The organism is Shewanella sp. 10N.286.45.A1 (assembly GCF_041470405.1).
In the GTDB taxonomy this organism is placed as follows: Bacteria; Pseudomonadota; Gammaproteobacteria; order Enterobacterales; family Shewanellaceae; genus Shewanella.
This window is the reverse complement of sequence record NZ_JBFRMK010000055.1, coordinates 1-24,856: the sequence shown is the minus strand read 5'-3', so window position 1 is coordinate 24,856 and position 24,856 is coordinate 1. Positions and strand designations below refer to the sequence as shown.

The following is a 24,856-nucleotide window of genomic DNA, read 5'->3' as shown; positions in this document are numbered from 1 at the left end:
TAATGCAATTGGTATAAGAACACATTTGATACCAATCAATATAAAATACAAGAATGATTATGTGAGGAATGTACCTATAAAACAAAAAACCAACTCATCTGAGTTGGTTTTAGGAACAGGCCTTACTTTAGAGTACAAGCTATGGCTTATAGTACTCTTCAACGGCTTGCACAAAAAGGCTTAACGAAGTTTTCGGTAACTGATTAATTCCTGCGGCGGCAGAGCGGCCTCCTCCGGTATTAAATTGACTACAAATATCTCCAGCACCTTGTTTATTAGAAAGTGGCGCTCTGAGGGAGACCGTGTAGGTATCATCGAGGTTATCCGTCAATACCGCATGGGCTGAATCCTTATTGTTATTTGCTAATAAGTTGCCGTAAACACCACTAATCCGTTTTGCCCAAGCCTGACTCGGAAGCTCAAAAACGGCCAGAGAATCACTTTTATGGGCTGCAGAAATATTTTTAGCGTTATTCATATCAGCTTCATATGCTGCTTTAAGTTGGTAAAACGGCGATGATTTATCAGCTATAACCTCAAAAGGGTCGGAGTAAGGTTTAAGCGCTAAGAACAACTCGGCGGGATCAAAGTGCAGATCATCTATCGTCGTACCATAACCATTATAGTTAATTAGTGTACCGAGTTCTTTTAGCTGTGCAGACTGCTCATTGGTTAAACCTGCTAACGAGCTTAGCTCGTCAGCCTTAGCGATTAGATTATCTCCATAAGCAGCTGCAATAGCCCAATGATGATACCTGCCACTTAATAGCTTATCGACAATCAATGAAGTACAAGTATTAGGGTCTAAATCAATATGGGCTTGAAGATTATCATTGTCTGGTACGAGACCACTGCGGTGATGATCCGCATAAAATACCTTAGCACCAGCGTCAAGCAATCGTACTAAAGGCTCTACATTTTTTTCCATCGAGATATCAAGCACGGTAAGCTCGTCGCCAGCGACGGCCGTCACTTTGCTAAGTAATTGAATATCTCGTTTAACCCCTGTAATCAACGTCGCATCGAGAGGATTTTCAAACCGCAGTTGTAATAGTGCAATGATGCCATCTGCATCACCATTAAAAATGTCGTAATTCATATTTCTATCTTATTTTGAGGTTAAATAACTGTGTTGAGTTAAATAGCTAATGACTTGTAAAGCGCACTCTTCTACGCATTTCTCTGCCGTTTCCACATGTATCTCTGCTTGGGTGGGTGCTTCATAAGCAGAATCAATACCAGTGAAATGTTTAATCTCACCCGCGCGGGCTTTTTTATAAAGACCTTTAGGATCTCGCTGCTCACAAATAGCTAAAGGAGTATCAATGAAGACCTCTATAAACTCCTTTTCAGCGAGCTGGCCACGCACCATTTCACGGTCAGCGATAAAAGGGGAGATAAACGCCGTGGATACAATAAGACCAGCATCAACAAATAGCTTAGCAACCTCCCCGACTCTACGAATATTTTCAACTCTATCAGTATCTGTAAAATTCAAATCGCCATTTAACCCATGACGAACATTATCACCATCGAGCACATACGTATGACAATTTAAATCGTGCAGCATTTTGTCTACGGCGTTAGCGATGGTGGACTTACCAGAACCGCTTAAGCCCGTGAACCACAAAACAACCGGTTTATGGCCATTATTTTTACAACGTTCTATTCGGCTTACGCTTGCTTGGTGCCAAACAACATCTGACGACTTGTTACAGCTTGTTGTAACTTCTCTATATGGCACATCTGACATAATAAGTCCTTATTTTATGAAGGAGGGAAATCGACCTATAAACTCATCAATTAAACTAAAATGGGAAAAACATAGGCACTGTTATAATAACCACTAGCCCATAAACAATACTGACAGGTAAGCCAGTTTTCACGAAGTCTTTCAATTTATATTGACCCGCATTAAAAACCATTAGGTTAGTTTGGTAACCATAAGGGCTAATGAAACTGCCACTAGCAGCAAATGCTACCGTCATTACAAAAGGCAAAACATCAACACCAAACCCTAACGCTAAACTGTATGCAATAGGGAACATCAAAGCGGCTGCAGCATTATTGGTCACTAACTCAGTCATCAACCAAGTCAGTAAATAAACAATAATCAATGCTAAATAGACATGTTCTTTAGTAGCGCTCTGGTTAACACACTCTCCAATTAAATCAACAATTCCAGCATTAACCAGCGCATGAGAAAGTAAAATAGCAGAAGCAACAATTAACCAAATATTAACAGGCAAACGACGCATAACTTCACTTGCACTCAGAGATTGGCTGAAAATAAGTGAGCCAAGTAATAAAACTAACCCTTCAAGCAGATCAACAACACCAAAAGCCGCCAAAGCGATTACCGATAAAAAGCCACCAACAGACAACCAAGCTTTCCAACCGTTAAGGCGTAGTTCTGTTGCCACACCACTCAGTACAATAAAATTTTTGCTCAAATTACGACGCTTTTTAAAGTCGTCACCGACAGACAAAACTAAAAAGTCTCCCGCTTTAAGTTTTACTTCACCTAGCTTTCCTGACACCTCTTCACCGTCACGGCGAATAGCAACTACCGCCGCATCAAACAAGGCTCTAAAACCAACCTGCTTAAGGGTTTTCCTTACTAACATACTTTCTTGCCTAACAACCACTTCAGTAAGGTTTGAGTCTTTGAGATTATTCTTATGAGCAAATGTTTCCAACCCTGAAAACTGCCCTAATTGGCCAAGTTTGGTAATATCACCACTAAAAATAAGTCGGTCATTATGTTGTAGAATTTCGGCTGGTGATACCGGAGAAATCAGCCGCCCCTCCCTAACTAACTCAACCAAAAACAAAGACTCTAAATGGCGCAGCCCATTAGCCTCAACAGAGCGGCCAATAAGTTCAGATCCCATAACAACTTTAGCATCAATAAAATACCCTTTAGCGCGATCGAGTAACGGTTTGTTTTCAGGTAATAACCTTACACAAGCAGCTAAAACAAGGCCACAACATACGACTAGCAGCAAACCAATGGCTGTAAATGAGAAAAAATTAAGTGATAGCCCAGTCGCATCTATATATAAACTATTTACAATCAGGTTGGTGGAAGTACCAATAAGCGTTAATGTGCCACCTAGAATAGCCGCATAGGACAATGGCAATAATAATTTACTCGCATAATGATGTGGATTATTGCGTATAGGCGATAAGAGTGTTGCAACAACGGCGGTATTATTAAGTAGCGCAGAACACATTGTAGTAACAGTAAAAAGCCTAACAAAGGTCGCTTTATAGCTCTCAATAATCACTTTTGAGGCAACAACTCGTAATAATCGGGTTTTTTCTAATGCGAAAGAACACACAATTAATAGAATTAGGGTGATGAGCCCTGGATTAGCGATACTCGATAGTAGTTGTGCTTTAGATACCAACCCAAAACTAATTAGCAGCATTAACGTCGCGCCAAACACAACAGCTGGTCGACTTTGATATTTAAATAAACCACATATAGTAAATATAAAAATACTTACCGTTAAGTATGCATCTGTAGACATAAGCAGCAACCGACTTCAACGTGACAAAATAAAAAAAGCTGAGTGCAAACTAATCGCACTGCAGCTTTTTATATAACCTAGGTATTTAGCCTATGGCTTTAGCTCCCCAATGAGGATAATGCTTTCTAACCAGTGCATTAAATTCGATCTCAAATGCAGAGTGCTCAGTGTCATTGTTTGACGCTTTGCCTTCAATTTCACTGCGGATCATTCCCGCGCCAACCGTAACATTAGTTAAACGGTCAATGATAATAAAAGCTCCCGTGCTGCGATTAATATCATAAGCATCAAACTGTACATCTTCATTCACCGCAAAATTACAGTTACCGAGTTCATTCAGTTCAAGCTGGTGCGCATCAGACTTTTCTAATGTATTAACGTCTATTTTATGATTAACGCTTTCAACATAGCCATAAACAGACTTACTACCCACTTTAATAGCATACTCACGATCCACGTGTAATGGCTCTTCAGTCATCCACACAATATCAGCGGCAAAATGTCGAGTCGATGAAGGCAGCTCATGTGGACGAACTAACATATCGCCACGACTAATATCAATTTCATCTTCTAAAGTAATGGTAATCGCCATGCCTATGGTTGCTTTTTCAAGCTCGCCATCAAAAGTAACGATTGACTTCACCTTACTTTCTTTACCTGAAGGTAATGTTTTTACAGTGTCGCCAACACGGATATCACCTGAGGCTACAGTACCGCAAAATCCACGAAAATCGAGGTTGGGACGATTAACATATTGAACTTGCATCCGAAAAGCATGTGCTTTGTCTTTTGCAACAGAAACCGTATTCAACAACTTCATCATCGTTGAGCCCGGGTACCAATTCATGTTCTGGCTTTCGTTAACAACATTATCGCCCTTGAGAGCAGAGATTGGCACAAATCGAATGTCATCAAAATCAAGCGCATCGGCAAACTCACGATATTCTTTTTTGATGTTTTGATACACTGACTGATTGTAATCGACAGCATCCATTTTGTTGATTGCTATAATCACATGCTTAATACCAAGCTGTGAGCAGATAAAGCTATGACGTCGAGTTTGCACTTGCAAACCATGGCGTGCATCAATCAATATAATAGCCAAATCAGCAGTTGATGCACCTGTCGCCATATTTCGTGTGTACTGCTCATGGCCTGGTGTGTCTGCAATAATAAATTTGCGTTGCTCAGTAGCAAAATAACGGTAAGCAACGTCAATAGTAATACCTTGCTCACGTTCAGACTGAAGACCATCAACTAACAAAGCTAAATCAAACGACTCATCCGTGGTATTAAATCGCTTTGAATCTTTTTCAATTGCAGCCATTTGATCTTCAAAAATCATCTTACTGTCAAATAACAATCGACCAATTAAAGTCGACTTGCCATCATCAACACTGCCGCAGGTAAGAATGCGTAGCATATCTTTATTTTCATGCACTTTTAAATATGCTTCTATATCTGAAGCGATTAGAGACGTACTGTTCGTCATCAAACTATCCTTAAATCCGTATCATTAAACGCCGAGAGTGCGTTTAAAATTAAAACCATTACCTAATATGAAAAAGTCCTGAAGATAAAAACTAGAAGTAGCCTTCCATTTTCTTTTTCTCCATTGAGCCAGCAGAATCATTATCAATAACTCGACCTTGGCGCTCAGATGTAGTGCAAAGCAACATCTCTTGGATTATTTCGGGCAACGTTTCAGCTACAGACTCAACAGCCCCGGTGAGCGGATAACAACCTAATGTTCTAAAGCGCACCATTTTATGTTGAACAACTTCGCCCTCATTAAGCTCCATACGTTCATCATCAACCATGATTAAAGTGCCATCGCGCTCAACCACAGGGCGCTCTTTAGCGGTATACAGTGATGGAATTTCAATACCTTCAGAGTAGATATACTGCCAAATATCAAGTTCGGTCCAATTAGATAACGGGAAAACTCGAATACTCTCGCCTTTATCCACCTTACTATTGTAGATATTCCACAATTCAGGTCGTTGATTTTTAGGGTCCCATCTATGCTTGTTATCACGAAAAGAATAGACCCGCTCTTTGGCACGAGACTTCTCTTCATCACGGCGAGCACCACCGAAAGCAGCATCAAAACCATGCATGTCTAACGCTTGCTTTAATCCCTCTGTTTTCATGATGTCGGTGTGCTTTGCACTGCCGTGTACAAATGGGCTACAACCCATCTCCATTCCACGAGGGTTTTTATGCACAATTAAATCAAAGTTGTGCTTTTCAGCCATTTCATCACGAAACTGGATCATCTCTTTAAATTTCCAGTTAGTATCAACATGCATTAACGGAAATGGGATTTTACCTGGATAAAAAGCCTTTCTCGCTAAATGCAACAATACTGATGAGTCCTTACCGACAGAATACAACATCACAGGATTGTCAAACTCTGCAGCAACCTCTCGCATAATGTGAATCGACTCAGCTTCGAGTGCTTTTAAATGAGTGAATTTACTATTTTCCATTTGAATAAATTACCTTTAAATTTTTGCTGCTTTGGTGATAACAACTTTAATCGCATCACACGTCTTTTTAATTTCTGAAGCCGTCAACGTTGGGTGAACCAAAAACATTAGAGACGTTTCACCTAATTCAACCGCATTCTTTAAACGTTCCTTAGGTCGCCAAGGGCTATTGTCAAACGCTTTCTCTAAATAAACCTCCGAGCAACTTCCCTGAAAACACGGTACGCCAAGCGCGACTATTTGCTCTACAATTCGATCGCGAGTCCAGTCGTCCTTTAACTGATTAGCATTGATAAATAGATAATGCTTATATTCAGCATGCTCAATGTAATCGGGCACACTAACGGTACGAACCAATTTGCTACCCGCAACGGCCTCATCAATTGCCGCAGCATTAGCTTGTCGTAGTGCAGTCCAATCATTCATTCGCGTTAGCTGAATTCGGCCGATTGCCGCTTGCATTTCGGTCATACGCCAATTGGTGCCAAATGATTCATGTAACCAACGAAACCCTGGTGGATGCTGGCGCTCATAAATAGCTTCAAAACTCTTACCGTGATCTTTATAAGACCACATCTTAGACCAAAGGGCTTTATCATTAGTGGTCACCATGCCGCCCTCACCACCGGTAGTCATGATTTTGTCCTGACAAAAACTCCAAGCACCAATATGACCAATACTCCCAACGCTTCGATCTTTATATCGAGCGCCATGAGCCTGCGCACAATCTTCTATAACGTAAAAACCGTGCTCTGCGGCCAAAGCCATAATGGCATCCATTTCTGCCGGCATACCAGCAAGGTGCACCACAATCACCGCTTTGGTTTTTGGCGTTAAAACGGCAGCGATTGATTCTGCAGTAATATTTTGGCTGTTTAAATCAACATCAGCGAACACTGGCGCAGCGCCACTCGTCACAATTGAAGAGGCTGAAGCTAAAAAGGTACGAGAGGTCGTAATCACCTCATCACCAGCACCAACTTCTAACGCTTTTAATGCAAGGTCTAACGCCAGAGTGCCATTTGCTAATGCAACTGCATATTTTGTGTCGGTATAAGACGCAAACTCTTTTTCAAAATTGCGTCCCTCTGTACCGGTCCAATAATTAACTTTATTAGATAATAAAACTTGTGAAACTTTATTGGCTTCGACTTCAGTAAATGAAGGCCAACAAGAAAAAGGGGTATTTAACATCTGAAGAACTCTTTATAGGAATAACTAATTTAGAAATAGGGCTTAGCAGGCACACCAACAACTGTAGTATTGTTATTTATGTTACTGACTACCGCAGCACCGGCACCAACAATAACATTGTGGCCAATAGTGACCCCTTGTTTGATGCTGCTACCAATACCAATCCAGCTAAGTTTACCAATGCGAATACCACCGGCTAAATGCGCTCCAGGGCTCACATGGACCCCTTCAGAGATCACGCAATCATGATCTATAGAGCAGGCCGTATTAATAATGGCCCCCTGACCAATTGTGCTTGCTGTATTAACAACAGCATTGGCCATTACCGCAGAACCTAATCCTATACTGGAATACGGACTAATAATGGCACTCGGATGTATCAAACTCACTAGCGGCGCATTGACTACTGATAATTCTTTAAGTTTATTCAGTCGAATTTTATTATCACCAATAGCAACAATACAGGCGGAAAAATCAGCTGACGTTTGAATTAAATCCTGACTGTTACCAACAATTGACCAGTGCTCTAGCTGTGATTTTTTCGGCCAATTATCATCAAAAAAAACAACCTTATCATAGCCATTTAACTCAGCAATCTCAGCAAGCACTTTGCCATGGCCGCTAGCACCTAATATCGCTATGCTAGCCATAATTAGCGACTACCCGTAAATTTTTCGATTGTCACATGGCCATCAGCACTAATGCCTTCACGCACAAAGACCTTTTTAACCGTGAGTAGCAATATTTTTATATCCAACCAAAAACTTTGGTTGGCAACATACCAAACATCTAACTCAAATTTACTATCCCAGCTGATAGCATTTCTACCATTAACTTGCGCCCAGCCAGTAATACCAGGACGAACATCATGACGTTTAGCTTGCTGAGTACTATATAAAGGTAAATACTCCACTAAAAGTGGACGCGGGCCAACCAAGCTCATATCACCTTTAAGCACATTCCAAAGGCCTGGTAATTCATCTAGGCTAGTCGATCTTAATTTGTTACCAAATGAGGTTAACCGCTCAGAATCAGAAAGTAAGTTGCCCGTTGCATCAACGCTATCGAGCATAGAGCGAAACTTATACATTTTAAATATTTCGCCATTTTTCCCAGGTCTGTTCTGGGTAAATAAAATCGGTGAACCGAGTCGACTTCTAATCATCAAAGCAACGATGATTATAATTGGCGACAGAATAAGTAAAGTGCTTAAAGCGACTAAAAAATCAAATAAACGTTTAGCCATCAGTTCATTCCCATTTCGATTAACATTGCGTGATTAACTTTATGAACATCATATTTGTTTTCAGCCATTTCACGTGACTTAGCCCCCATCGCAATAACACTAGCTGGCTCGTTAATAAAAGAAATCATGGCTGTCGCGAGTTCGTCTACTGATTTTACCGGGATCAAATACCCATTAGCGCCATCAACAACCGTTTCTCGGCAACCTGGCGCATCGGTGGTGATAATAGCTCTCCCCATAGCCATTGCTTCCAGTACCGTTCTGGGCGTTCCTTCCCTATAAGAAGGTAAAACATACACACTCGCGTTTTCAATCGCAGGCCGTACATCTGATAATTTCCCTAAGAACGTCAAGGTCCCAGAATTGATCCAAGCATCAAGCTCAGTTTGAGAGATCGCATCAGGGTTATCGTCTATCCACCCGACCAATTCAAACTTAGCTTGAGGGTGCTTTGCTTTGACCAAAGCGGCAGCTTGAGCGTACTCTCGAACGCCTTTATCGCCCAATAGCCTAGCAATAAGTAAGAAGGTGACTTGATCAGGAAAGGGAGTGACTTGAAATTCAGCGACATCAACGCCTGAGCCATTCATAATTGCTGAAGGCACTGATTCAGGTAAAATGTCTAAATGACGAAATAGCTGCTCATCGTCAGGGTTTTGAAAAAGGACTTTATCATTACGACTTAAAGCGAATCGATATAAGGCTTTAACTATCTTTTGAACTAAGCCCCTTTTACCATTTGACTCCCCAGTAAAGGCGTAACCTAACCCAGTAATGAGAGAGAAACGATGCGGTACCTTCGCAAGCCAAGCTGCCAATGAACCGTATATAACAGGCTTTATCGTATAGCCTAAAACAAATTTAGCTTTAATGGCTCGCATCAACTTGAATAGCTCAATAACCGTTTTAATATCGCGAACAGGGTTCATGCCTGTTCTTTGTAAACCGATAGAATGAACCTTTGCACCTAGATTAGTTAACTTCTGATGTATTAAAGAGCTTTCTTCTAAATCGGGTACCGCTATATGGATTTCATATCCTTTTGCGATGATAGCTTCAATGAGCTTCCCCCTGAAGGTTATTAGCGAATCAGGGTAACTCGCTATTAATAAAAATTTAGTCATTGTGTTCTACTTTTTTAGATTCTGCAGCTGCGATAATTGATATCAATAAAAAGAGTAATATAGGTACAAACATCCATTTTTGCCGCATTGCAATACCGAGGTTGGCAGTGGTCATCGATAATAATACCCAACAGATCCCCACATAACTCCACATGAAGGCTCTATTACCTACCAAGGTTAAATTTTTATATTTAACCTTGGCTTTGAGCCCCATGAATAACAGTACAAGTAGAAACACGTTATCTATCGAAGCAAGTAATTGGCTAATACTTCTTGCCTCGAAGGGGAAAGGCCTTACTATGTAAGTAGCCATTTGCATCGGCAAAGACATGGAAGATATGTCAACTCCACCTCCCCCCCTTTGGTTATAACCTTGTCTTTTATCAATGTAGCTTTCTAAGTCTGACGCATCAGACTCAAGCCCTGCATAGTTAAGCGCAAACGGGACCAACACAGCCATGCCAGCCAAGGAAAGTCCACCAAGAATGCTTTTGGGGATTACAGGTATATCCTTTTGCAAAAATACAGAAATGGATATTGCAATTACCATCATTCCAGCAATATGTGGCCGAACTAACAACATGATCAAAATAGCGAAAGAAAGTAACAGTAGATGTTTTCTAAAGTCCAGAGCTGCGTAAAGGGCTAAGCCTATCGCCATAAAAGAAATAGCATCTTTACCTAAACCAGCAGACCAAAAACTAACAGAGGGTAAAAATACAGTAATAAGTACCAGACGGCGTAAATACGGACTACTATTTAGAGTCACTCTATTTAATGCACTATAGAATGCTAATAAACCGATAACACCCAATATATTAAAAACTAAAAACATTCCAAGAAAAGATAGCTTAAATTTATAGAGAAAGCTTATTAGATAAACAACAGCCATTGTTCCAGGCTTAAAATCAGCTAACGGTTCAGCCCCTTTGAAGAAATAAGTTGTTGCGTCACCACCATTTTTTAAAATGTATAGCAGATAGAGTAAACAAAAAATAGTATGATAAAAATAGATATAGGCTACACCCTTCTGTCCTAATGAAAAGAAAGGTGCTGATTTAATTGTTATGATAAACCCAATAACAAAAACAATAACAGCACTGATAACGTGCCAAGAATCAGAGAATAAATATATTTCAGACATAGTACCTCTGAACAAAGAGTCGATTTAAGCTAACAATATTTAGCATATAAGGAGAGATGGTTCTCTACACTGTGAGATAATGTGTAACACTCTGAATAGGTTAAACCATTTTTAGACAAAGACTTCCTTAACTCGTACGAACTTATTAACCGTTTAAGATGTTTAGCGTATAAATGCGGATCCAATTCATCTATGACTATTCCGTTTAATATAGTATGAGAAACCTCAGCACAACCACCTACATTGGTAACGATTGTTGGCAATCCAGTCAAACTAGCTTCAATCAGCGAGATTGGCAAACCTTCCCACGAAGATGTCATAGCAAAAATATCAGCATCATGCATATGTTCTTCGACATTATAAACATTTCCTAATAAATTAATCTTACCATCAAGTTTTCTCTCCATTACCTCTTGTTTAAAAGATTCGTAACCTTCGCCTTCGCCAGCAATTTTTACAACAAAATCGGTGTCATTAAGTAAACTGGCAACTTCTATGATAAAGCTGTAATTCTTGGGGGTGCAAAAGCGCCCAACCATCAATACAACTGGTACAGCCCGATTTAAATACTCTGCCTTCTTTTTAATACGCAATGTTGAAACGGAATTATTTATATTAACAACATCTTTAACTGTAATTTTACTAAGCATTTTTGTACACGCATGACATATGCCTATATAACTAGAGACTCTAAAGTCGAAAATTCGATAACAGAATGAGGGGAGCTTTAGCTTAATGCTATGGTGTGTATAAATCACCTTAACATGATTAGAGAACAACGAAAAAAACAAAGCGAAATATAAATGACAATGCAAAATGTCGGGTCCAAAATGAGCTATATGTTGCTTAAGCTTAGCTATACCCAAAAAAGGATTTTTTCGTGCTTTGTTACCAATAAAGCTAAACTGAACGTTAGCTTTAGTCAGATCAGCTAAGAATTTATTCTCGAACAAAGTATCCCTACCGATATCTTTGGCGTTCGAAAGAAAAAGGATATGAACCTCATGCCCCAGTTTAGACATCGCAATAGAAAGATCTTTGACATAGACTTCTGCGCCACCAGAGGCAGGTGAAGAGATAACGTGGGTTATTTTCATTTTGAGTGCTTATTAAATGGATAAAACCGAAAGATTAAAAGTTATATTCAAAGCGCCTAATATCAGCAGCATACTTGTCGCTAACAATATCGATCATTTTCTGAGTCGTATAATAATCACGATAGCTCCCCTTTTTTACAACTTTATTCGCATGGGGGATATCAAGCTTTCTACCGAGTTTGGACTCAATAATAGAAACAGATTCAGTAAGACTTTCCAGCTTGCCAACATGATCCGGTAATAGCTCACCTTGATTGCCGACTAAAAAGCGACTTTGCGTTTGAAACACAAAATCCAACTCATCGACATTCTTATCTGCTAACCAATCGACCACAAAAGACTCAAAAGTCTCGAACTCAGGAATTTGATACTGCTCGGGGTTATTAACCCCCATAGTGTCAGTGCGGCCTTGCTTGGCGAAGCGATAGGCTGAGAGCAGTCTGTCCCACGGATTTCTCACTAACGAAAAAACAAATGACTGTTCAAAGAGCTTTGGAAAGGCATTGTTAATCTCTAAAGATGAATAATGGCCTAATGTCCTGCCATAAATAGCATGATTAATGCTTGTGCCGGCCACTTTAGGCACATGTATAAAAACGCATTTGTGCTTACGCCAGTATAAATACCTACGATATAAATTTAATCTATATATAACCATTATGGAAAAGTAACCTTGTCGAAATATAATTTTTTATCTGAGCTTATTGAATAAATCAAAATACTCATTACCTATCGCTGTTAGCGTGAATGAATATAAATGAGCGTTCAACTCTTCTGGGTTAACAGCTGAAATATAGCTTTTATTTAAAATAGAATCGACGATGGGACTAGCTTCTCCAACGGGTACAAGCGTCCCAAACTTGCCATTTGCAAGTATCTCCTTTGGGCCACTGGGGCAGTCTGTTGATATAATATCGAGACCCGCGTCTAGCGCTTCAACGAGTACATTACCGAACCCTTCCCACGACGAAGTCATCAAAAACAGATCATATTCATTTAGAGTCGCCGTCAGGTTATCGACGAACCCACGAAGGTAGACATGTTTACTAAGATCATTTTGGTTTATTAGCTCCCTAATTTCAGCCTCTAACTCTCCAGTACCAAAAATATCAATTGAAAAACTGTAATCACGGTCTTTCAATTCTTTAGCGACCTTGATAATGAGCGGATAATTTTTAGCAAGTGTTAACCTACCCGCGGAAACTATTCTAAGCTTGGAATCGATATCAGTCGCTGTTGACTCGTTTGATTTTGGACTACGAGTCATATAATTTTCATCTAAAACTGGATTATAAATGCGTATGCATTGACTATTTGACAAGCCGTAATAATTAATGAGTGATTGTTTTGCGCCGTCAGAAACTACGACAACCTTGTTGCTTTTTCTACAAACATATTTATGAATAATACCCAATATCTTCGTTACGAAACCAAATTCAATATTCCTGTCCCGATTGTACAAATCACTATGAATTGTTGGTATATGAATAGCATCTGATTTAGCCATTTTTTTTGCAAAATATGTTATTACATTAGAAGCATCAGTAAAACTCAGTATAAAATCTGGTTGAAAGTGCTCAATTATTTGTACTAGGTCTAATGTTCGATTCTTTGCAGATATTCTGCTAACAAGCACGTTATCAATTATGCTATATTCTTTCTTTCGCTTATTCCAACAACATACGTTGACTGAGAAATCTTTTAATGAAAAAAAGTTCGCTAACTGAACGGCTACTCGCTCTGCGCCGCCTCCACCTATGGCCGCAACAACTATCAATAATTTTTTAGTCATTTTTAAAAGCCACCCAACTCGAAAGGTCTTTACCTGTTAACTTTGACAAATGTTCTATGTCATCCCTATAGAACTGACTAATTTCTAGACTTTGCGCATCAGTTAATTGCGGCTTTGACTTTAGCTTCGTTTGATTAACTTTATTAAAATAGTTTAAAATTCCTAATTTTGTTTTGATCGGAATAAACTGTCTTAAAGCACCGAGTAATCTCACAAACCTTTTAATATGCTTATATTTAACTGTTTTAGCTATATTGGCAACAGTCAATTCTACTGTATTGTCATAATCTAGCCCCAAGAATCTAAGTATTTTAGAAAGCTCTTGTTGAGGAGATTTTTTCAGATCGTCGAGAAAAACAAAATGAACATTATCTCGCTCTACCGAAGCCAATAACCGAGACACTTGATTACCCAGCAAGCAAGCTGATTGATAATCTAAGTGCAAAGGTTCTCGACACCACTTACTAACCTTCAATCCTTGACGCCTATCATTACTACTTTTCCAAGCTTCAAAGTAATCGGCTATATGCTCGTTAGTGGCATACCTTTGTTCAAGAAAAAGTGATAATGCCATATCCATCGGATTACGCAGACACACAATGAACTTACTATCGGGCCTTTTATGCAAAATATTGGTGATGGCTACCTTCGAATAAAGGTACCATACAGATGCGTCACAGGCATATTGTTTATTAGCATTGCGATATAGATCTAAATAGTCCTTTTCATCTTTGTATACCAAAAAATTATGATCAACATTGAAATGATGAGGCTCTTTCGAGGTTGGTACAAAAACTTCACCATGCTGCCTAAGCCAATTTGCTACCGAAGTCGTTCCACATTTAGGAGCACCTAAAACAAAAAGGTTGGGATATATTTCACTACTCATATAATTGCTCTACTATATTTTTATAGTCTACTTCTGAATTCCAATTACTGTCTTTACGATTTCTTATCGTACGGGCTGGATTACCACCAACAATCTCGAACTCAGATACGTCTTTAGTTACAACAGCACCTGCAGCTATAACAGCACCTCGGTTGATAGTTACACCTGGAAGAATAATTGCATTGTCACCAATCCAAACGTTATCACCTATTTCTACATCACCAGGAGTAATAAAAGTCTCGCCATACAACTTTTTTTGAACGGATAGATTAATGATTTCATGACCCATGTTATGATTCTGTGTAATTATTCGCACATTTTCGCCAATTGCACATAAACTTCCAATAATAGCTGTTCCCTGCCCCTTAATTACTATTGCCCCATTGACTCTAGTGAAATCACCTATAGTAGTTAAGCTGCAAATCTTTGACCCTTTAGCAATAAAAACATTTTGTGCCGAAAAATTAAACCACCGGATTAGCTTCAACTTGAATCGGGCTGCCAAACTCGTATTTTTAGAGTTTGAAAACATAATACCTCCAAACGTAACCATAATAATTACTAGTTATAGATATAAACTTTCTTATTGTTACCGATTTAAGTTAACTATCGAATCCAAGTAATTAGCTTTTCACTTCGGTAAATAGCTTGAGCCATTAACACATTCAGGATAATAACACTAACAGATACAGATATAGCAGCACCGAATGCCCCAAATTTGGGAACCAAAATTGAAAATAAAATTACATTCAGTATTAAAGTAAAAGAAAGTAACTTTAACGATTGCTTTTCCTTCCCAGTCATGCTCATTACCAAACCAACTGATCCCATGAGTACATTAGCCAATTGACCAATACATAAAACAACAAGTATAGGGTATGCCTCTAAGTATTCATCTCCAAACAAAAAACCAATTGCAATTTCGCCAAATAGAATTAAAGCAATTATGATAGGCAGTGATATTGCAGCTATTAACCTTACACTTTTAGTCAAAAGTAATTGAGTCCTTTCCTTATCCCCACTTTTAAATAATCGAGCTACATCAGGCATGATCACGATATTAATTGATGTAACGCTAAGAGCGATAAAACTAACAGCCTGCATAGCTACTTTAAAGTATGCTACTGACTCAGAGCTATCAATAAATCCCAATAACACGCTCACCAACTCCGTATTAAGGGTAGCGACAAGTGTAATCATCATGAAAGGTAAAAGGGCTGAGTTCCATTTTTTAGCCTCATATTCAGGATTTGTTGAATTAATAACTCCCTTTTTCGCTTCCCTAACAAAAACCGTGCTAAAAATCAATGCCAGGACCGTCGAAAACAATAGGATTCGAATCAACAATCCTCCGTCTATTTTAAACTCTAGAAGAAAAAAAGGAATCAAAGTCAACAATGTCGTCGCAGGAACAATTATTTGAATAGGTGTTTGAGACTTAACAGGTTGCCTAAAGCCATTAAGTATTGAGCTTTGTTGAATTAGAAGTCCCTTTATTGGGATTAAAAAAATTGCCCCCCACAACAAACTAGTAACAGAATCATCAAATACCCTAAAATACAAAAGAAAAAGCATTATAATAAACATTAACAAAGAAACTGCTAACACATAAAATCTTGACCAATTAATTATGCCAAGTAAGAGGGAAAATTTGTTTTCTAACTGATAATATGCGATCTGCCTTACTATTAATGTTGAAACTCCCGCTATAGCTGGCAATGTAGCAATAGTTATAACACCTAAGACAAAACTATATAAACCATAGTTTTCTGGGCCTAGATATCTTGCAAAGACAATACCTGCAATAAGAATAAGTCCTCGATTAAGGAGCATAATACCAGCCGTACCGAAAAACTTACTTCCTAAACCCATAATAAAACTCTTTTAAAATAAAATTCACACTTCATTGAATTAATATCTTCAGTTATAAATTTAAGCGTCACCTTAGGCTTATGCCATTCATAGAAAATAAAAGATATCAAACAATGCAGTCATATAGAAAAATTCACATGGTAAAAATAAAAAACTTAGATTGACATTCGTTAAATCGCAATGAATAAAACTGCATAATAAAAATCATGTATATTTCCCAGACATAATATCAGTTAGTTTCCCTTCATCTCTTAATTGCTTAACTATACCATGACCTCCGCTATCAAATTCAAAGACAGTCACCCCGTCAATACCTTTTAGATGATTAGCATGAATATAGTCTAATCTATCTCCAGTTGATACAAAAATAGAAATACGATTATCATTCGGTTTATCAATAAGTATTTTTCGTAAATCAAAAGCTGTATCTTTCAAAAAACACTTTATATAAGTACTAAAAATTTGCTTGCTCCACCTAAAGTCTCTGTTTTTAAACCGTTGCATTGGAGAAATAAAAGTTTGTGGCGCGAATGCTATAACCTCACCGGTCCCTATCAAATTCCCGAAAAGTATCGCTGCATAGCCTCCCATTGAGTTTCCAATAAAATATAATTTTTCAGGGTTGATTTTATCAATCTCACCTCTGATAAAGGCGGCAGTTTGAATAATGTTATTACTAATATCCACTAGCCCGCTCTGGTACCAGTTTTGCTCAAAATCTCTAATGAAGATCTTATTTTCATCGAGAATACCTGATGCATTATAAAACTCAAATGGTGGCATTGATATTCCGGCAGCAATACCGCCAAAAAATATGTAAAGATTTTTACCATTTTTAGACAACTGAATTTCGACTGACTTTTCCAAAAAACCTTCCCGTAGTTAATATAAACATCAATAAACCCTTACAGTTTAGTGGTGTTGAAATAACCATTTAAATCAAAAAAGGACATTACATATTCAAAGTAAGAATAGTTATACACTCTCAGAGACTTCATTTATAAAACCCATATACCAAGGCATTGCTTTATCTATTCCTTGTTGTATAGCAAATTCTGGTTGATAGCCTAGTAATGTTTTTGCTTTACCTATGTCAGCTTGAGAATGTCGCACATCTCCTGCTCTAAACTCACGATAGATAGGTGTTTTATTATTGACAACCCCATTACTTGCTAACGTTTCTTGAATGCTACTATATAGTGTATTTAGTGTTGTTCTATCACCCACGGCTACATTGTAAACATTATCTTTTACATCATCACTTGCTGTTGCGGCCAATATGTTCATTTGCACGGTGTTTTCGATAAAGCAAAAATCTCGGCTGGTTTCACCATCACCATTAATAAAAATATCGTTACCTTCTATCATGGCAGCCGTCCATTTAGGAATGACAGCAGCGTAGGCGCCGTTTGGGTCTTGGCGTTGGCCAAATACATTGAAATAACGTAGCCCTATCGTCTTAAAACCGTAGGTGCGGGCAAACACACCAGCATATAGTTCATTGACATATTTAGTTACCGCGTATGGCGATAGCGGATTGCCAATGTTGTCTTCTATTTTTGGTAACGCAGGATGATCGCCGTAGGTAGAACTACTCGCAGCATAAGTAAAGCTTTTAACTTCAGCCTCTTTTGCAGCCTGTAACATATTAATAAAGCCGGTAATATTGGCGGCATTGGTAGTTAAAGGGTCAGCAATTGAGCGAGGTACTGAACCTAACGCGGCTTGATGCAACACATAATCGACAGAAGCGACTGCTTGCTCGCAATCTTGATAGTTACGAATATCGCCCTCTATAAATGTAAATTCTTGCCACTGCTCTGCGGTGACTAAACTTTTTACTTCATCTAAATTATATTGATGCCCTGTGGCAAAGTTATCAAGACCAACCACTTTTTGGTTTAGTTTTAATAGTGTTTCTAATAGATTGGAGCCAATAAAGCCTGCTACTCCCGTCACTAGCCATGTTTTAGGTGCATCAAGCAGTTGTTTTTTTACTTCATTGTAACGAGACATGTTTAAACCAACATTTGTAAAATAATGAAGCGAGCTGAGGTTTCAGCTCACAAGAATAGGTCATAACTGAAGGTTGAATATTTACTTATAAGCGCATATCAACAGCATTTTTGGCTAACACATATTTTAAGTCATACAATACATGTTCTGCTTTACCCAATTGACGGATATTTTCAGCGCCGAGTTGTTTAAACTCATCGTGCCCTACTGCTAAGATAATCGCATCGTAATGGTTCGCTAGCGGCTGCTCAATTGTGGTTAAACCGTACTCATGTTTTGCTTCTGCATTACTGCACCAAGGGTCGGTAATATCGACGTTAATATTGTACTCTTTAAGTTCACTGACAATATCGACAACTTTAGTGTTACGTAAATCGGGGCAGTTTTCTTTAAAGGTTAATCCCATCACTAGCACATTCGCGCCGTCAACGTGAATGCGTTTTTTGAGCATCGTCTTCACTAACTGCGAAACAACATACGCTCCCATGCCATCGTTTAAACGGCGGCCTGCAAGGATCATTTCCGGATGGTAACCCACAGTTTGTGCTTTATGGGTTAAGTAATAAGGGTCTACACCAATACAATGGCCGCCGACTAAACCCGGGCGAAATGGCAGAAAGTTCCACTTAGTGCCAGCGGCTTCTAGTACTTCTAGCGTGTCAATATTCAACTTATTAAAGATAATTGACAGCTCATTGATAAGCGCTATATTAACGTCACGTTGCGTGTTCTCAATGACTTTCGCTGCTTCAGCGACTTTGATAGATGATGCTTTATGTGTGCCGGCCGTAATAATCTTTTTATATAGCTGATCGACATATTCAGCCACTTCTGGCGTTGAGCCACTGGTGACTTTTAAAATATTGGTCACCCGATGCTCTTTATCACCTGGGTTAATTCGCTCTGGTGAATAGCCGGCATAAAAGTCGTTGTTAAAGCTAAGACCAGACACCTTTTCAACAACCGGAATACACGCTTCTTCGGTCGCACCTGGGTATACGGTAGACTCGTAAACGATAATATCGCCTTTGGTAATAACTGTGCCCAGCATTTCGCTCGCTTTTATCAGCGGTGTGAGGTCGGGTTGTTTGTGCTCATCAATAGGCGTCGGTACTGTCACTATATAAACATTACAATCTTTTAGATCTGCAACATCTGCACTGTACTTTAGATGAGTTGCCTGTTTAAGCTCGTCTCTAGAACACTCTAACGTTGAATCTGTCCCTTCTGTGAGCTCGTTGATACGAGGCTGGTTTATGTCAAAACCTAAAACATTGTGCTGCTTACCAAATTCAACCGCTAACGGTAAGCCAACATAACCGAGACCAATAACTCCAATTCTTACATTATCTAGTGAAAGATCCATCTCACTGCCTTATCTTTAATAAACAAATAAACAAACAAATAAACACTCAAAGTTTTAACACTGTTTTTATACAGTAAGAGAAACAATCTCAGTCAAATAGATACTTAAGCTAGCTAAGTTGAGTTTGTTTGGCATACAGCATTACTTTTTATCGCTTTCATAACTGTAGTTATAGTAACCGTACCCGTATGACGCACTGGCGTTCTTTTCAACCGCATTTAGAATAAAGCCTTTGACTTCGATTCCCGCCATGTCAAAACGATGGCGTGCAACGTCTATCTCTTTAACGGTATTTTTACCAAAGCGGCCGACCATTAATGTTGTGCCTACCACTGCGCCAACAATGCTCGGGTCTGTTACCGCCAATACTGGTGGAGTATCAATAATGACGATGTCATACTCACTTGATGCCCACTCTACAAACTCAGTAAATCGTGGGTGTAATAACAGCTCTGAAGGGTTAGGTGGCACTTGACCACGCGAAATCACATCAAGGTTCGCAATGCCTGATGCTTTAATCACTGAATCAACATCTAACCGACCTGACAATAAATCGGAGAGTCCGTTATCCCACTCCAAGTTAAAATAGCGTTGCAGGTAACCTTTACGCATATCTCCATCAACTAATAATACCCGTTGCTCTCCTTTGGCTATCACTGTCGCCAAGTTTGCCGATATAAAGGACTTACCAATACTCGGAGCCGGACCAGAAATCATCACCACATTGTTTTTAGCTTCCATCATTGCGAAATGCATGCTTGTACGAAGCCCACGTAGTGCTTCGATTGATAAATCAGCAGGATTAGACTCTGCAAGTAGGCTTTCATTTAATTTGAGCTTTCTTTTATGCTTGTTTTGCTTGAGCTTCATATCAAGCTTCGCCTGCCAGTCTGATAAAGGAATACTGGCATAAACCGGAATGCCGAGCGCTTCTACTTGATCTGGGCTTTCAACCCCTCTATGAAGCGCTGCTCGGGTCAATACTATTACTATGGACAACACGCTGCCCAATAGCGTAGCAATAATCACTATCATCAGTTTCTTTGGGCTCACTGCGCCAGCATAAGATTGTGCGACATCTATAATCCGTACATTGCCAACAGTGCCCGCTTTTAGAATACTGAGCTCTTGGACCTTATTTAATAATTGGATGTAAATTTGTTGATTGACCTCAACATCCCGTGTCATACGCAATATTTCACGCTGGGTTTTTGGTAAGTTTTGAATACGTTGGTTTAAGCGTTGCTTTTCGCTTAATAGTACACTGCGTTTGTCGAGCAGTGATTTATAGGCTGGGTGGTCTTTAGTAAAGCGCTGGCTAATTTCGCTCTCTTTAAACGTGAGCTCATTTAATTGTGCTTCTAAGGTTACCATCACTTTTAGGGTTGATTGCGCTTCTAAGCCTAAATCGATGGAATCGTTCTGTTGGCGAAAGCTATTGAGCGCATTTTCATTAGCCGTCAGTTCTGTTTTAATATTGGGTAAATGCTTTTTTAAAAAATCTAAGCTTTTTTCAGCCTCAGCAGAGTTACTGGCGACACTTTGCATAAAGTAGTTTTCGGTAACACTATTTAGAATTTTTTCATTAATTGTTTTATTTTCACCGCTAAAAGTGAGCTGGAGTATGCCTGTGCGTTTCCCTCTTTCAATTATTACTAAGCCACCTTTTAGCCACTGTATAACAGATGACTTGGACCTTTTACGAACCGTAAACTTGTCTCCTGTTGCACCATTTAATGATTCTACAAATATTTTATAGTCATTTGATTTGGCCAACTCGTTAACAACGCCCGATAACACTTTGCGCTCATTAGCATCAGATAAGGTGAATGCCCCTGTATTGGCATCATCTATTGTTAATATGTAGGTTGAACCAGCATGAATAGGAGTTTCAAAGCGGCTTACTGTAATCTTGTTTTTACTGTTTAGTAGCCTAGCTAATCTTTTCCCTATGTAGGGCATATACATAGGCGATGCATTAATCGTTAGATTCAGTTCATCAACCGTTTTACCTAAATTGGTGCGGGATTTAATAATCTCAATTTCTGTGCTTGCTGATGTTTTTTCAGAAAACATATCCCCCATGTTGCCCACCAGTGCAGACATGCCGCTACTCTTCATCTCAACTTGTATTAAAGCATCCGCCTTATATACAGGTGTAGCTGAAAGAGCATTAATAACGCCGAGCACAGCAAAAGCCGAGGTCATCGCTAAAATAAACCATCTAGCATCTAGCAACGTGCCTAGTAACTTCCTAAAATCTATGTCTTCGGCAAAGCTATTTGCTGGGCTCGACTTTGATTGATTAACTGTATTGCTGCTCATAAATTAATAAAATCCGGTTAATGTGGTGCGATTAGCCACTTTTTTATTCTGATAGGTACGCGGCGTATATTTAACTTTGACTATTTGATTAAATTGCTATGGTTTTAACCTAGCTTGGTAGCCCAAGCACTAACAGCTATATCAATTAGTCGATAGGAGTGCTCAAATGCTTCTTTGCTTTGCCTATAGGGATCGGGGATCTCTTTTGAAATAAACTCCGCGGGTAGCCACTGGCCTAACAGCATGGTTTTGCCTCTCGATTCGGGTGATATTTGACTTACCGCTTCGATATGTCCTTTTTCCATAACAAGGATTAAGTCATACTCAATACACAACTCTTTGGTTAACTGCTTAGACTTATGGCTGGACAAGTCAAAAGCATCTTTAGCGGCTAACTCGACAATAGTAGGGTCTGCTGGTTTCCCAACTAGCCTACTTTTCTCTACGGCTATACCGGCTGAGCTAACTGTTTTATTTGGAATTTTATGTTGCAAAGCGTGTTCGCCAAAAGGAGAACGACAAATATTGCCAACACAAACTACTAATATTTTTTGAAACATGAGTTAAGCCTTTATGCACAGGAGACACTCTAAAAGTAAGCGAACGGACGCTTACTGTATACATATAACCTAAGGTTTAAATGGACCCTGTGGTTTGAAATTACTACCAATTTCTTACCCTTTGGATCCCCTGAGTAAGCTGATTAAAGCCGGTAATTGTTGGTACAATTTGCGCTACTACTCTATTCCAGCGAGTAATTGGTGCAGCGGTCACATACACAATGTCGTAAGGCTGAATATCGAACTCTGTTCCAATAATCATTGCAGTTGGATTTTCAACATTCAACTGGTATACATTTGCTGCTATTGAAGGGTCTTGATTGCCTCTAATAACAAATACTCCGGTGGCATCGGCTGATAACTCATCAAGCCCACCGGCACCTGTCAAGGCCTCAGTTAAGCTCATACCTGCTCGATCGATCTTTACAATTTGCGGGTTATTGACTTCCCCCATTACAAAGACTTTTTGTCCGTCATTGCGCGGCACATGCACAATATCACCATCTTGCAGTAATCTGTTCTGGGTTAAATCCCCTTTTTGCATTAATGCGTAAAGCGAAATTATTTCCTCTTTACCATTGCGGGTTAATACAACGTTACGCCAGTCTGCCTCCGGTTCTATGCCCCCAGCCTGGTTAATTGCATCGAGTAATGTTAGCGGTACATTAGTAATAGCTTGTGAACCTGCTGCGTCAACTTCGCCGGTTACATACACTTTTTGCGAACGGAAGTTGGCGACATTCACATCTACTTGAGGAGATTCGATATATTTTGATAACATAACCGCCATCTCTTTGCGGATCTCGACCACCGTTTTTCCCGCTACATCAACAAAACCGATATAAGGATAGAAAATGCGCCCATCTGCGTGTACCCAGTTACCAGACTCACTTGCACTTCGGTAAGAACCCGCGGGGATCGTTAATTCAGGATGATCCCACACAGTTACATTTAAAATATCTGCCGTACCAACTCTGTATTCATAATTAGCTAAGTCCGAGTCCAAAATTGGATTCGCTTGCCCCTTGATATCTAGAGGTGCCAACTCTCTTACTAGAGAGGGTGTTAGTGCGTAAACATTAACATTTAGTGCAGACTCTTCTAAATCACTTTGATTTATAATTTCATTCTCTACACTTAGATGTTGACCCGGCAAAACACAGCCAGTTAGTGTAAAAGTAAACAAAGCAGCAACAGTAATCTTTATATTCATTATTTTGGTGTCATTAATGTTAATTATTAATAGATAGTATTTGGCTGTGTTAGACAGTTGAATACCGTTACTAATTGCACTATTCAAACTGGGAATAGGCTATAAGCAGTGCATCCATTAACAACACAGATGAACATCTGCCAGTAACGGGCTCAAGCTTAGATAAAATCTTAAATATCAGTTACATTACTAAGAAAAAAAACGAGCAAACTTGATGAGACAGCTCGGAATGCTCCTTTAGAAATAGCTTAAGGCGGGTATTTTAACCTAACGAGAAGCTTTCAGACACGCTACCGCCCTTGAATTCTGGCTTCCAAATTGCCCTATCATCTTCCCTGCGCAGTAATCCATCATGCTGCAACCTTGTTAATTCCGCACGATTATACACAGATAAATTACATTTTTGTGCCAATTTTTTGGCTTTTTAACAGAAATAGTCTATGAGACTTACTGCAGTTTGTTTTTTATACAAAAATTTAGATTTCAAGATGTTTTTACAAAAAGATGCCAAAGTATTTACACCGACACCATTAAAGGGTTGCTTATTCAGTGGGTTAAAATCACTTTAGATCAGTAAGAGGTTATCGCGAATAGTCATTCTAGGCTCTGGTAGCCTGTTCCGTTGTCGATAATTGCGCCTGCATTATTCTACCTTCGACCATCCTTGATCTCGTACAGCCTACCTGACTACCAAGAAGGGCCGGAATGCCTTATTTTGTATAAACAAAATAGTCCATATAGCTGTATATCGAATGCCACATGCGCGTTATAAGATGATTTCACCAAGCCTTGAATATCTGCCCTACGCTGTGAGCCCTCAGGACTTTCTCTGCTGCGTTGCATTAACTCAAAAGGGAACGCCCCCTCTTACTCAACGCGCCTTGAATTGAAATAAGCAGGCGTTATACCAATTGCATTAAAAGTTTGACCATTCAGCGGGAATTCAAAACGCTGTAGGAAAGTAGTGGGATTTGAGCTAATAGTTATTCT

General features: G+C 39.2%; 22 protein-coding genes. All 22 read right to left on the bottom strand.

Translation table 11 applies throughout. The annotated features are described in order from the left end of the window. Nucleotides 1-139 precede the first annotated feature (139 nt). The 22 genes from AB4238_RS05205 to AB4238_RS05100 all read right to left on the bottom strand — a co-directional run bounded on the left by AB4238_RS05205 (nt 140) and on the right by AB4238_RS05100 (nt 23,866). Entirely contained in the window at nt 140-1,099 is a 960-nt protein-coding gene (locus AB4238_RS05205; RefSeq protein WP_372032025.1) for a DHH family phosphoesterase, read from the bottom strand. Between the two features lie 9 nt (nt 1,100-1,108). Continuing rightward, a complete protein-coding gene (gene cysC, locus AB4238_RS05200; protein ID WP_372032023.1) occupies nt 1,109-1,753 on the bottom strand; it encodes an adenylyl-sulfate kinase in 645 nt (214 codons plus the stop codon). 55 nt (nt 1,754-1,808) lie between these two features. Further along, nucleotides 1,809-3,536, bottom strand: coding sequence for an SLC13 family permease (locus AB4238_RS05195; protein WP_372032021.1), 1,728 nt, complete (start codon nt 3,534-3,536; stop codon nt 1,809-1,811). Nucleotides 3,537-3,621: 85 nt separating this feature from the next. Beyond that, nucleotides 3,622-5,028: a sulfate adenylyltransferase subunit CysN gene (gene cysN / locus AB4238_RS05190; RefSeq protein WP_372032019.1), complete on the bottom strand. Its 1,407-nt coding sequence runs from the start codon at nt 5,026-5,028 to the stop codon at nt 3,622-3,624. Nucleotides 5,029-5,119: 91 nt separating this feature from the next. After that, a complete protein-coding gene (gene cysD / locus AB4238_RS05185; RefSeq protein WP_372032018.1) occupies nt 5,120-6,028 on the bottom strand; it encodes a sulfate adenylyltransferase subunit CysD in 909 nt (302 codons plus the stop codon). Between the two features lie 15 nt (nt 6,029-6,043). Further along, on the bottom strand, nt 6,044-7,222 hold the full coding sequence (locus AB4238_RS05180) for a DegT/DnrJ/EryC1/StrS family aminotransferase (protein WP_372032016.1): 1,179 nt from the start codon (nt 7,220-7,222) through the stop codon (nt 6,044-6,046). Between the two features lie 29 nt (nt 7,223-7,251). Further along, the gene (locus tag AB4238_RS05175) at nt 7,252-7,872 is read right to left on the bottom strand and encodes an acetyltransferase (protein WP_372032015.1); all 621 of its coding nucleotides are present in this window, start codon (nt 7,870-7,872) and stop codon (nt 7,252-7,254) included. Nucleotides 7,873-7,874: 2 nt separating this feature from the next. Beyond that, nucleotides 7,875-8,468, bottom strand: a complete 594-nt coding sequence (locus AB4238_RS05170) for a sugar transferase (RefSeq protein WP_372032013.1) — start codon at nt 8,466-8,468, stop codon at nt 7,875-7,877. Continuing rightward, nucleotides 8,468-9,592, bottom strand: coding sequence for a glycosyltransferase family 4 protein (locus AB4238_RS05165; RefSeq protein WP_372032012.1), 1,125 nt, complete (start codon nt 9,590-9,592; stop codon nt 8,468-8,470). The genes AB4238_RS05170 and AB4238_RS05165 overlap by 1 nt, the downstream gene beginning before the upstream one ends. Then, nucleotides 9,585-10,736: a hypothetical protein gene (locus AB4238_RS05160; RefSeq protein WP_372032011.1), complete on the bottom strand. Its 1,152-nt coding sequence runs from the start codon at nt 10,734-10,736 to the stop codon at nt 9,585-9,587. Before AB4238_RS05160 ends, AB4238_RS05165 begins: the two co-directional genes overlap by 8 nt. Nucleotides 10,737-10,765: 29 nt before the next feature. Then, nucleotides 10,766-11,833: a glycosyltransferase gene (locus AB4238_RS05155; RefSeq protein ID WP_372032009.1), complete on the bottom strand. Its 1,068-nt coding sequence runs from the start codon at nt 11,831-11,833 to the stop codon at nt 10,766-10,768. Between the two features lie 34 nt (nt 11,834-11,867). Next, the gene (locus AB4238_RS05150) at nt 11,868-12,491 is read right to left on the bottom strand and encodes a sulfotransferase family 2 domain-containing protein (protein ID WP_372032008.1); all 624 of its coding nucleotides are present in this window, start codon (nt 12,489-12,491) and stop codon (nt 11,868-11,870) included. 33 nt (nt 12,492-12,524) lie between these two features. Continuing rightward, complete coding sequence (locus AB4238_RS05145; protein ID WP_372032006.1) at nt 12,525-13,625, bottom strand: glycosyltransferase; 1,101 nt, start codon at nt 13,623-13,625, stop codon at nt 12,525-12,527. Then, the gene (locus AB4238_RS05140; RefSeq protein ID WP_372032004.1) at nt 13,618-14,514 is read right to left on the bottom strand and encodes a sulfotransferase; all 897 of its coding nucleotides are present in this window, start codon (nt 14,512-14,514) and stop codon (nt 13,618-13,620) included. Before AB4238_RS05140 ends, AB4238_RS05145 begins: the two co-directional genes overlap by 8 nt. Continuing rightward, nucleotides 14,507-15,046, bottom strand: a complete 540-nt coding sequence (locus tag AB4238_RS05135) for a CatB-related O-acetyltransferase (protein ID WP_372032002.1) — start codon at nt 15,044-15,046, stop codon at nt 14,507-14,509. Before AB4238_RS05135 ends, AB4238_RS05140 begins: the two co-directional genes overlap by 8 nt. A 74-nt stretch (nt 15,047-15,120) precedes the next feature. Continuing rightward, nucleotides 15,121-16,386: a flippase gene (locus AB4238_RS05130; RefSeq protein WP_372031999.1), complete on the bottom strand. Its 1,266-nt coding sequence runs from the start codon at nt 16,384-16,386 to the stop codon at nt 15,121-15,123. A 204-nt stretch (nt 16,387-16,590) separates the two neighbouring features. After that, on the bottom strand, nt 16,591-17,253 hold the full coding sequence (locus AB4238_RS05125; RefSeq protein WP_372031997.1) for an alpha/beta fold hydrolase: 663 nt from the start codon (nt 17,251-17,253) through the stop codon (nt 16,591-16,593). A 108-nt stretch (nt 17,254-17,361) separates the two neighbouring features. After that, complete coding sequence (locus AB4238_RS05120) at nt 17,362-18,402, bottom strand: NAD-dependent epimerase/dehydratase family protein (RefSeq protein ID WP_372031995.1); 1,041 nt, start codon at nt 18,400-18,402, stop codon at nt 17,362-17,364. An 85-nt stretch (nt 18,403-18,487) separates the two neighbouring features. Further along, complete coding sequence (gene tviB / locus AB4238_RS05115; RefSeq protein ID WP_372031993.1) at nt 18,488-19,768, bottom strand: Vi polysaccharide biosynthesis UDP-N-acetylglucosamine C-6 dehydrogenase TviB; 1,281 nt, start codon at nt 19,766-19,768, stop codon at nt 18,488-18,490. Between the two features lie 141 nt (nt 19,769-19,909). Continuing rightward, nucleotides 19,910-22,093 carry a polysaccharide biosynthesis tyrosine autokinase gene (locus AB4238_RS05110; RefSeq protein WP_372031991.1) on the bottom strand — a complete coding sequence of 728 codons (2,184 nt, stop codon included), beginning with the start codon at nt 22,091-22,093 and terminating at the stop codon, nt 19,910-19,912. 104 nt (nt 22,094-22,197) lie between these two features. Continuing rightward, on the bottom strand, nt 22,198-22,653 hold the full coding sequence (locus AB4238_RS05105; protein ID WP_372031989.1) for a low molecular weight protein-tyrosine-phosphatase: 456 nt from the start codon (nt 22,651-22,653) through the stop codon (nt 22,198-22,200). Nucleotides 22,654-22,756: 103 nt separating this feature from the next. Next, nucleotides 22,757-23,866, bottom strand: coding sequence for a polysaccharide export protein (locus AB4238_RS05100; RefSeq protein WP_372031986.1), 1,110 nt, complete (start codon nt 23,864-23,866; stop codon nt 22,757-22,759). Nucleotides 23,867-24,856 lie beyond the last annotated feature (990 nt).

What these genes read in the sequence shown, in the direction of transcription:
- AB4238_RS05205 (WP_372032025.1), bottom strand. Translation starts at nt 1,099, where the DNA reads ATGAATTACGACATTTTTAATGGTGATGCAGATGGCATCATTGCACTA.
- cysC (WP_372032023.1), bottom strand. Translation starts at nt 1,753, where the DNA reads ATGTCAGATGTGCCATATAGAGAAGTTACAACAAGCTGTAACAAGTCG.
- AB4238_RS05195 (WP_372032021.1), bottom strand. Translation starts at nt 3,536, where the DNA reads ATGTCTACAGATGCATACTTAACGGTAAGTATTTTTATATTTACTATA.
- cysN (WP_372032019.1), bottom strand. Translation starts at nt 5,028, where the DNA reads ATGACGAACAGTACGTCTCTAATCGCTTCAGATATAGAAGCATATTTA.
- cysD (WP_372032018.1), bottom strand. Translation starts at nt 6,028, where the DNA reads ATGGAAAATAGTAAATTCACTCATTTAAAAGCACTCGAAGCTGAGTCG.
- AB4238_RS05180 (WP_372032016.1), bottom strand. Translation starts at nt 7,222, where the DNA reads ATGTTAAATACCCCTTTTTCTTGTTGGCCTTCATTTACTGAAGTCGAA.
- AB4238_RS05175 (WP_372032015.1), bottom strand. Translation starts at nt 7,872, where the DNA reads ATGGCTAGCATAGCGATATTAGGTGCTAGCGGCCATGGCAAAGTGCTT.
- AB4238_RS05170 (WP_372032013.1), bottom strand. Translation starts at nt 8,468, where the DNA reads ATGGCTAAACGTTTATTTGATTTTTTAGTCGCTTTAAGCACTTTACTT.
- AB4238_RS05165 (WP_372032012.1), bottom strand. Translation starts at nt 9,592, where the DNA reads ATGACTAAATTTTTATTAATAGCGAGTTACCCTGATTCGCTAATAACC.
- AB4238_RS05160 (WP_372032011.1), bottom strand. Translation starts at nt 10,736, where the DNA reads ATGTCTGAAATATATTTATTCTCTGATTCTTGGCACGTTATCAGTGCT.
- AB4238_RS05155 (WP_372032009.1), bottom strand. Translation starts at nt 11,833, where the DNA reads ATGAAAATAACCCACGTTATCTCTTCACCTGCCTCTGGTGGCGCAGAA.
- AB4238_RS05150 (WP_372032008.1), bottom strand. Translation starts at nt 12,491, where the DNA reads ATGGTTATATATAGATTAAATTTATATCGTAGGTATTTATACTGGCGT.
- AB4238_RS05145 (WP_372032006.1), bottom strand. Translation starts at nt 13,625, where the DNA reads ATGACTAAAAAATTATTGATAGTTGTTGCGGCCATAGGTGGAGGCGGC.
- AB4238_RS05140 (WP_372032004.1), bottom strand. Translation starts at nt 14,514, where the DNA reads ATGAGTAGTGAAATATATCCCAACCTTTTTGTTTTAGGTGCTCCTAAA.
- AB4238_RS05135 (WP_372032002.1), bottom strand. Translation starts at nt 15,046, where the DNA reads ATGTTTTCAAACTCTAAAAATACGAGTTTGGCAGCCCGATTCAAGTTG.
- AB4238_RS05130 (WP_372031999.1), bottom strand. Translation starts at nt 16,386, where the DNA reads ATGGGTTTAGGAAGTAAGTTTTTCGGTACGGCTGGTATTATGCTCCTT.
- AB4238_RS05120 (WP_372031995.1), bottom strand. Translation starts at nt 18,402, where the DNA reads ATGTCTCGTTACAATGAAGTAAAAAAACAACTGCTTGATGCACCTAAA.
- tviB (WP_372031993.1), bottom strand. Translation starts at nt 19,768, where the DNA reads ATGGATCTTTCACTAGATAATGTAAGAATTGGAGTTATTGGTCTCGGT.
- AB4238_RS05110 (WP_372031991.1), bottom strand. Translation starts at nt 22,093, where the DNA reads ATGAGCAGCAATACAGTTAATCAATCAAAGTCGAGCCCAGCAAATAGC.
- AB4238_RS05105 (WP_372031989.1), bottom strand. Translation starts at nt 22,653, where the DNA reads ATGTTTCAAAAAATATTAGTAGTTTGTGTTGGCAATATTTGTCGTTCT.
- AB4238_RS05100 (WP_372031986.1), bottom strand. Translation starts at nt 23,866, where the DNA reads ATGAATATAAAGATTACTGTTGCTGCTTTGTTTACTTTTACACTAACT.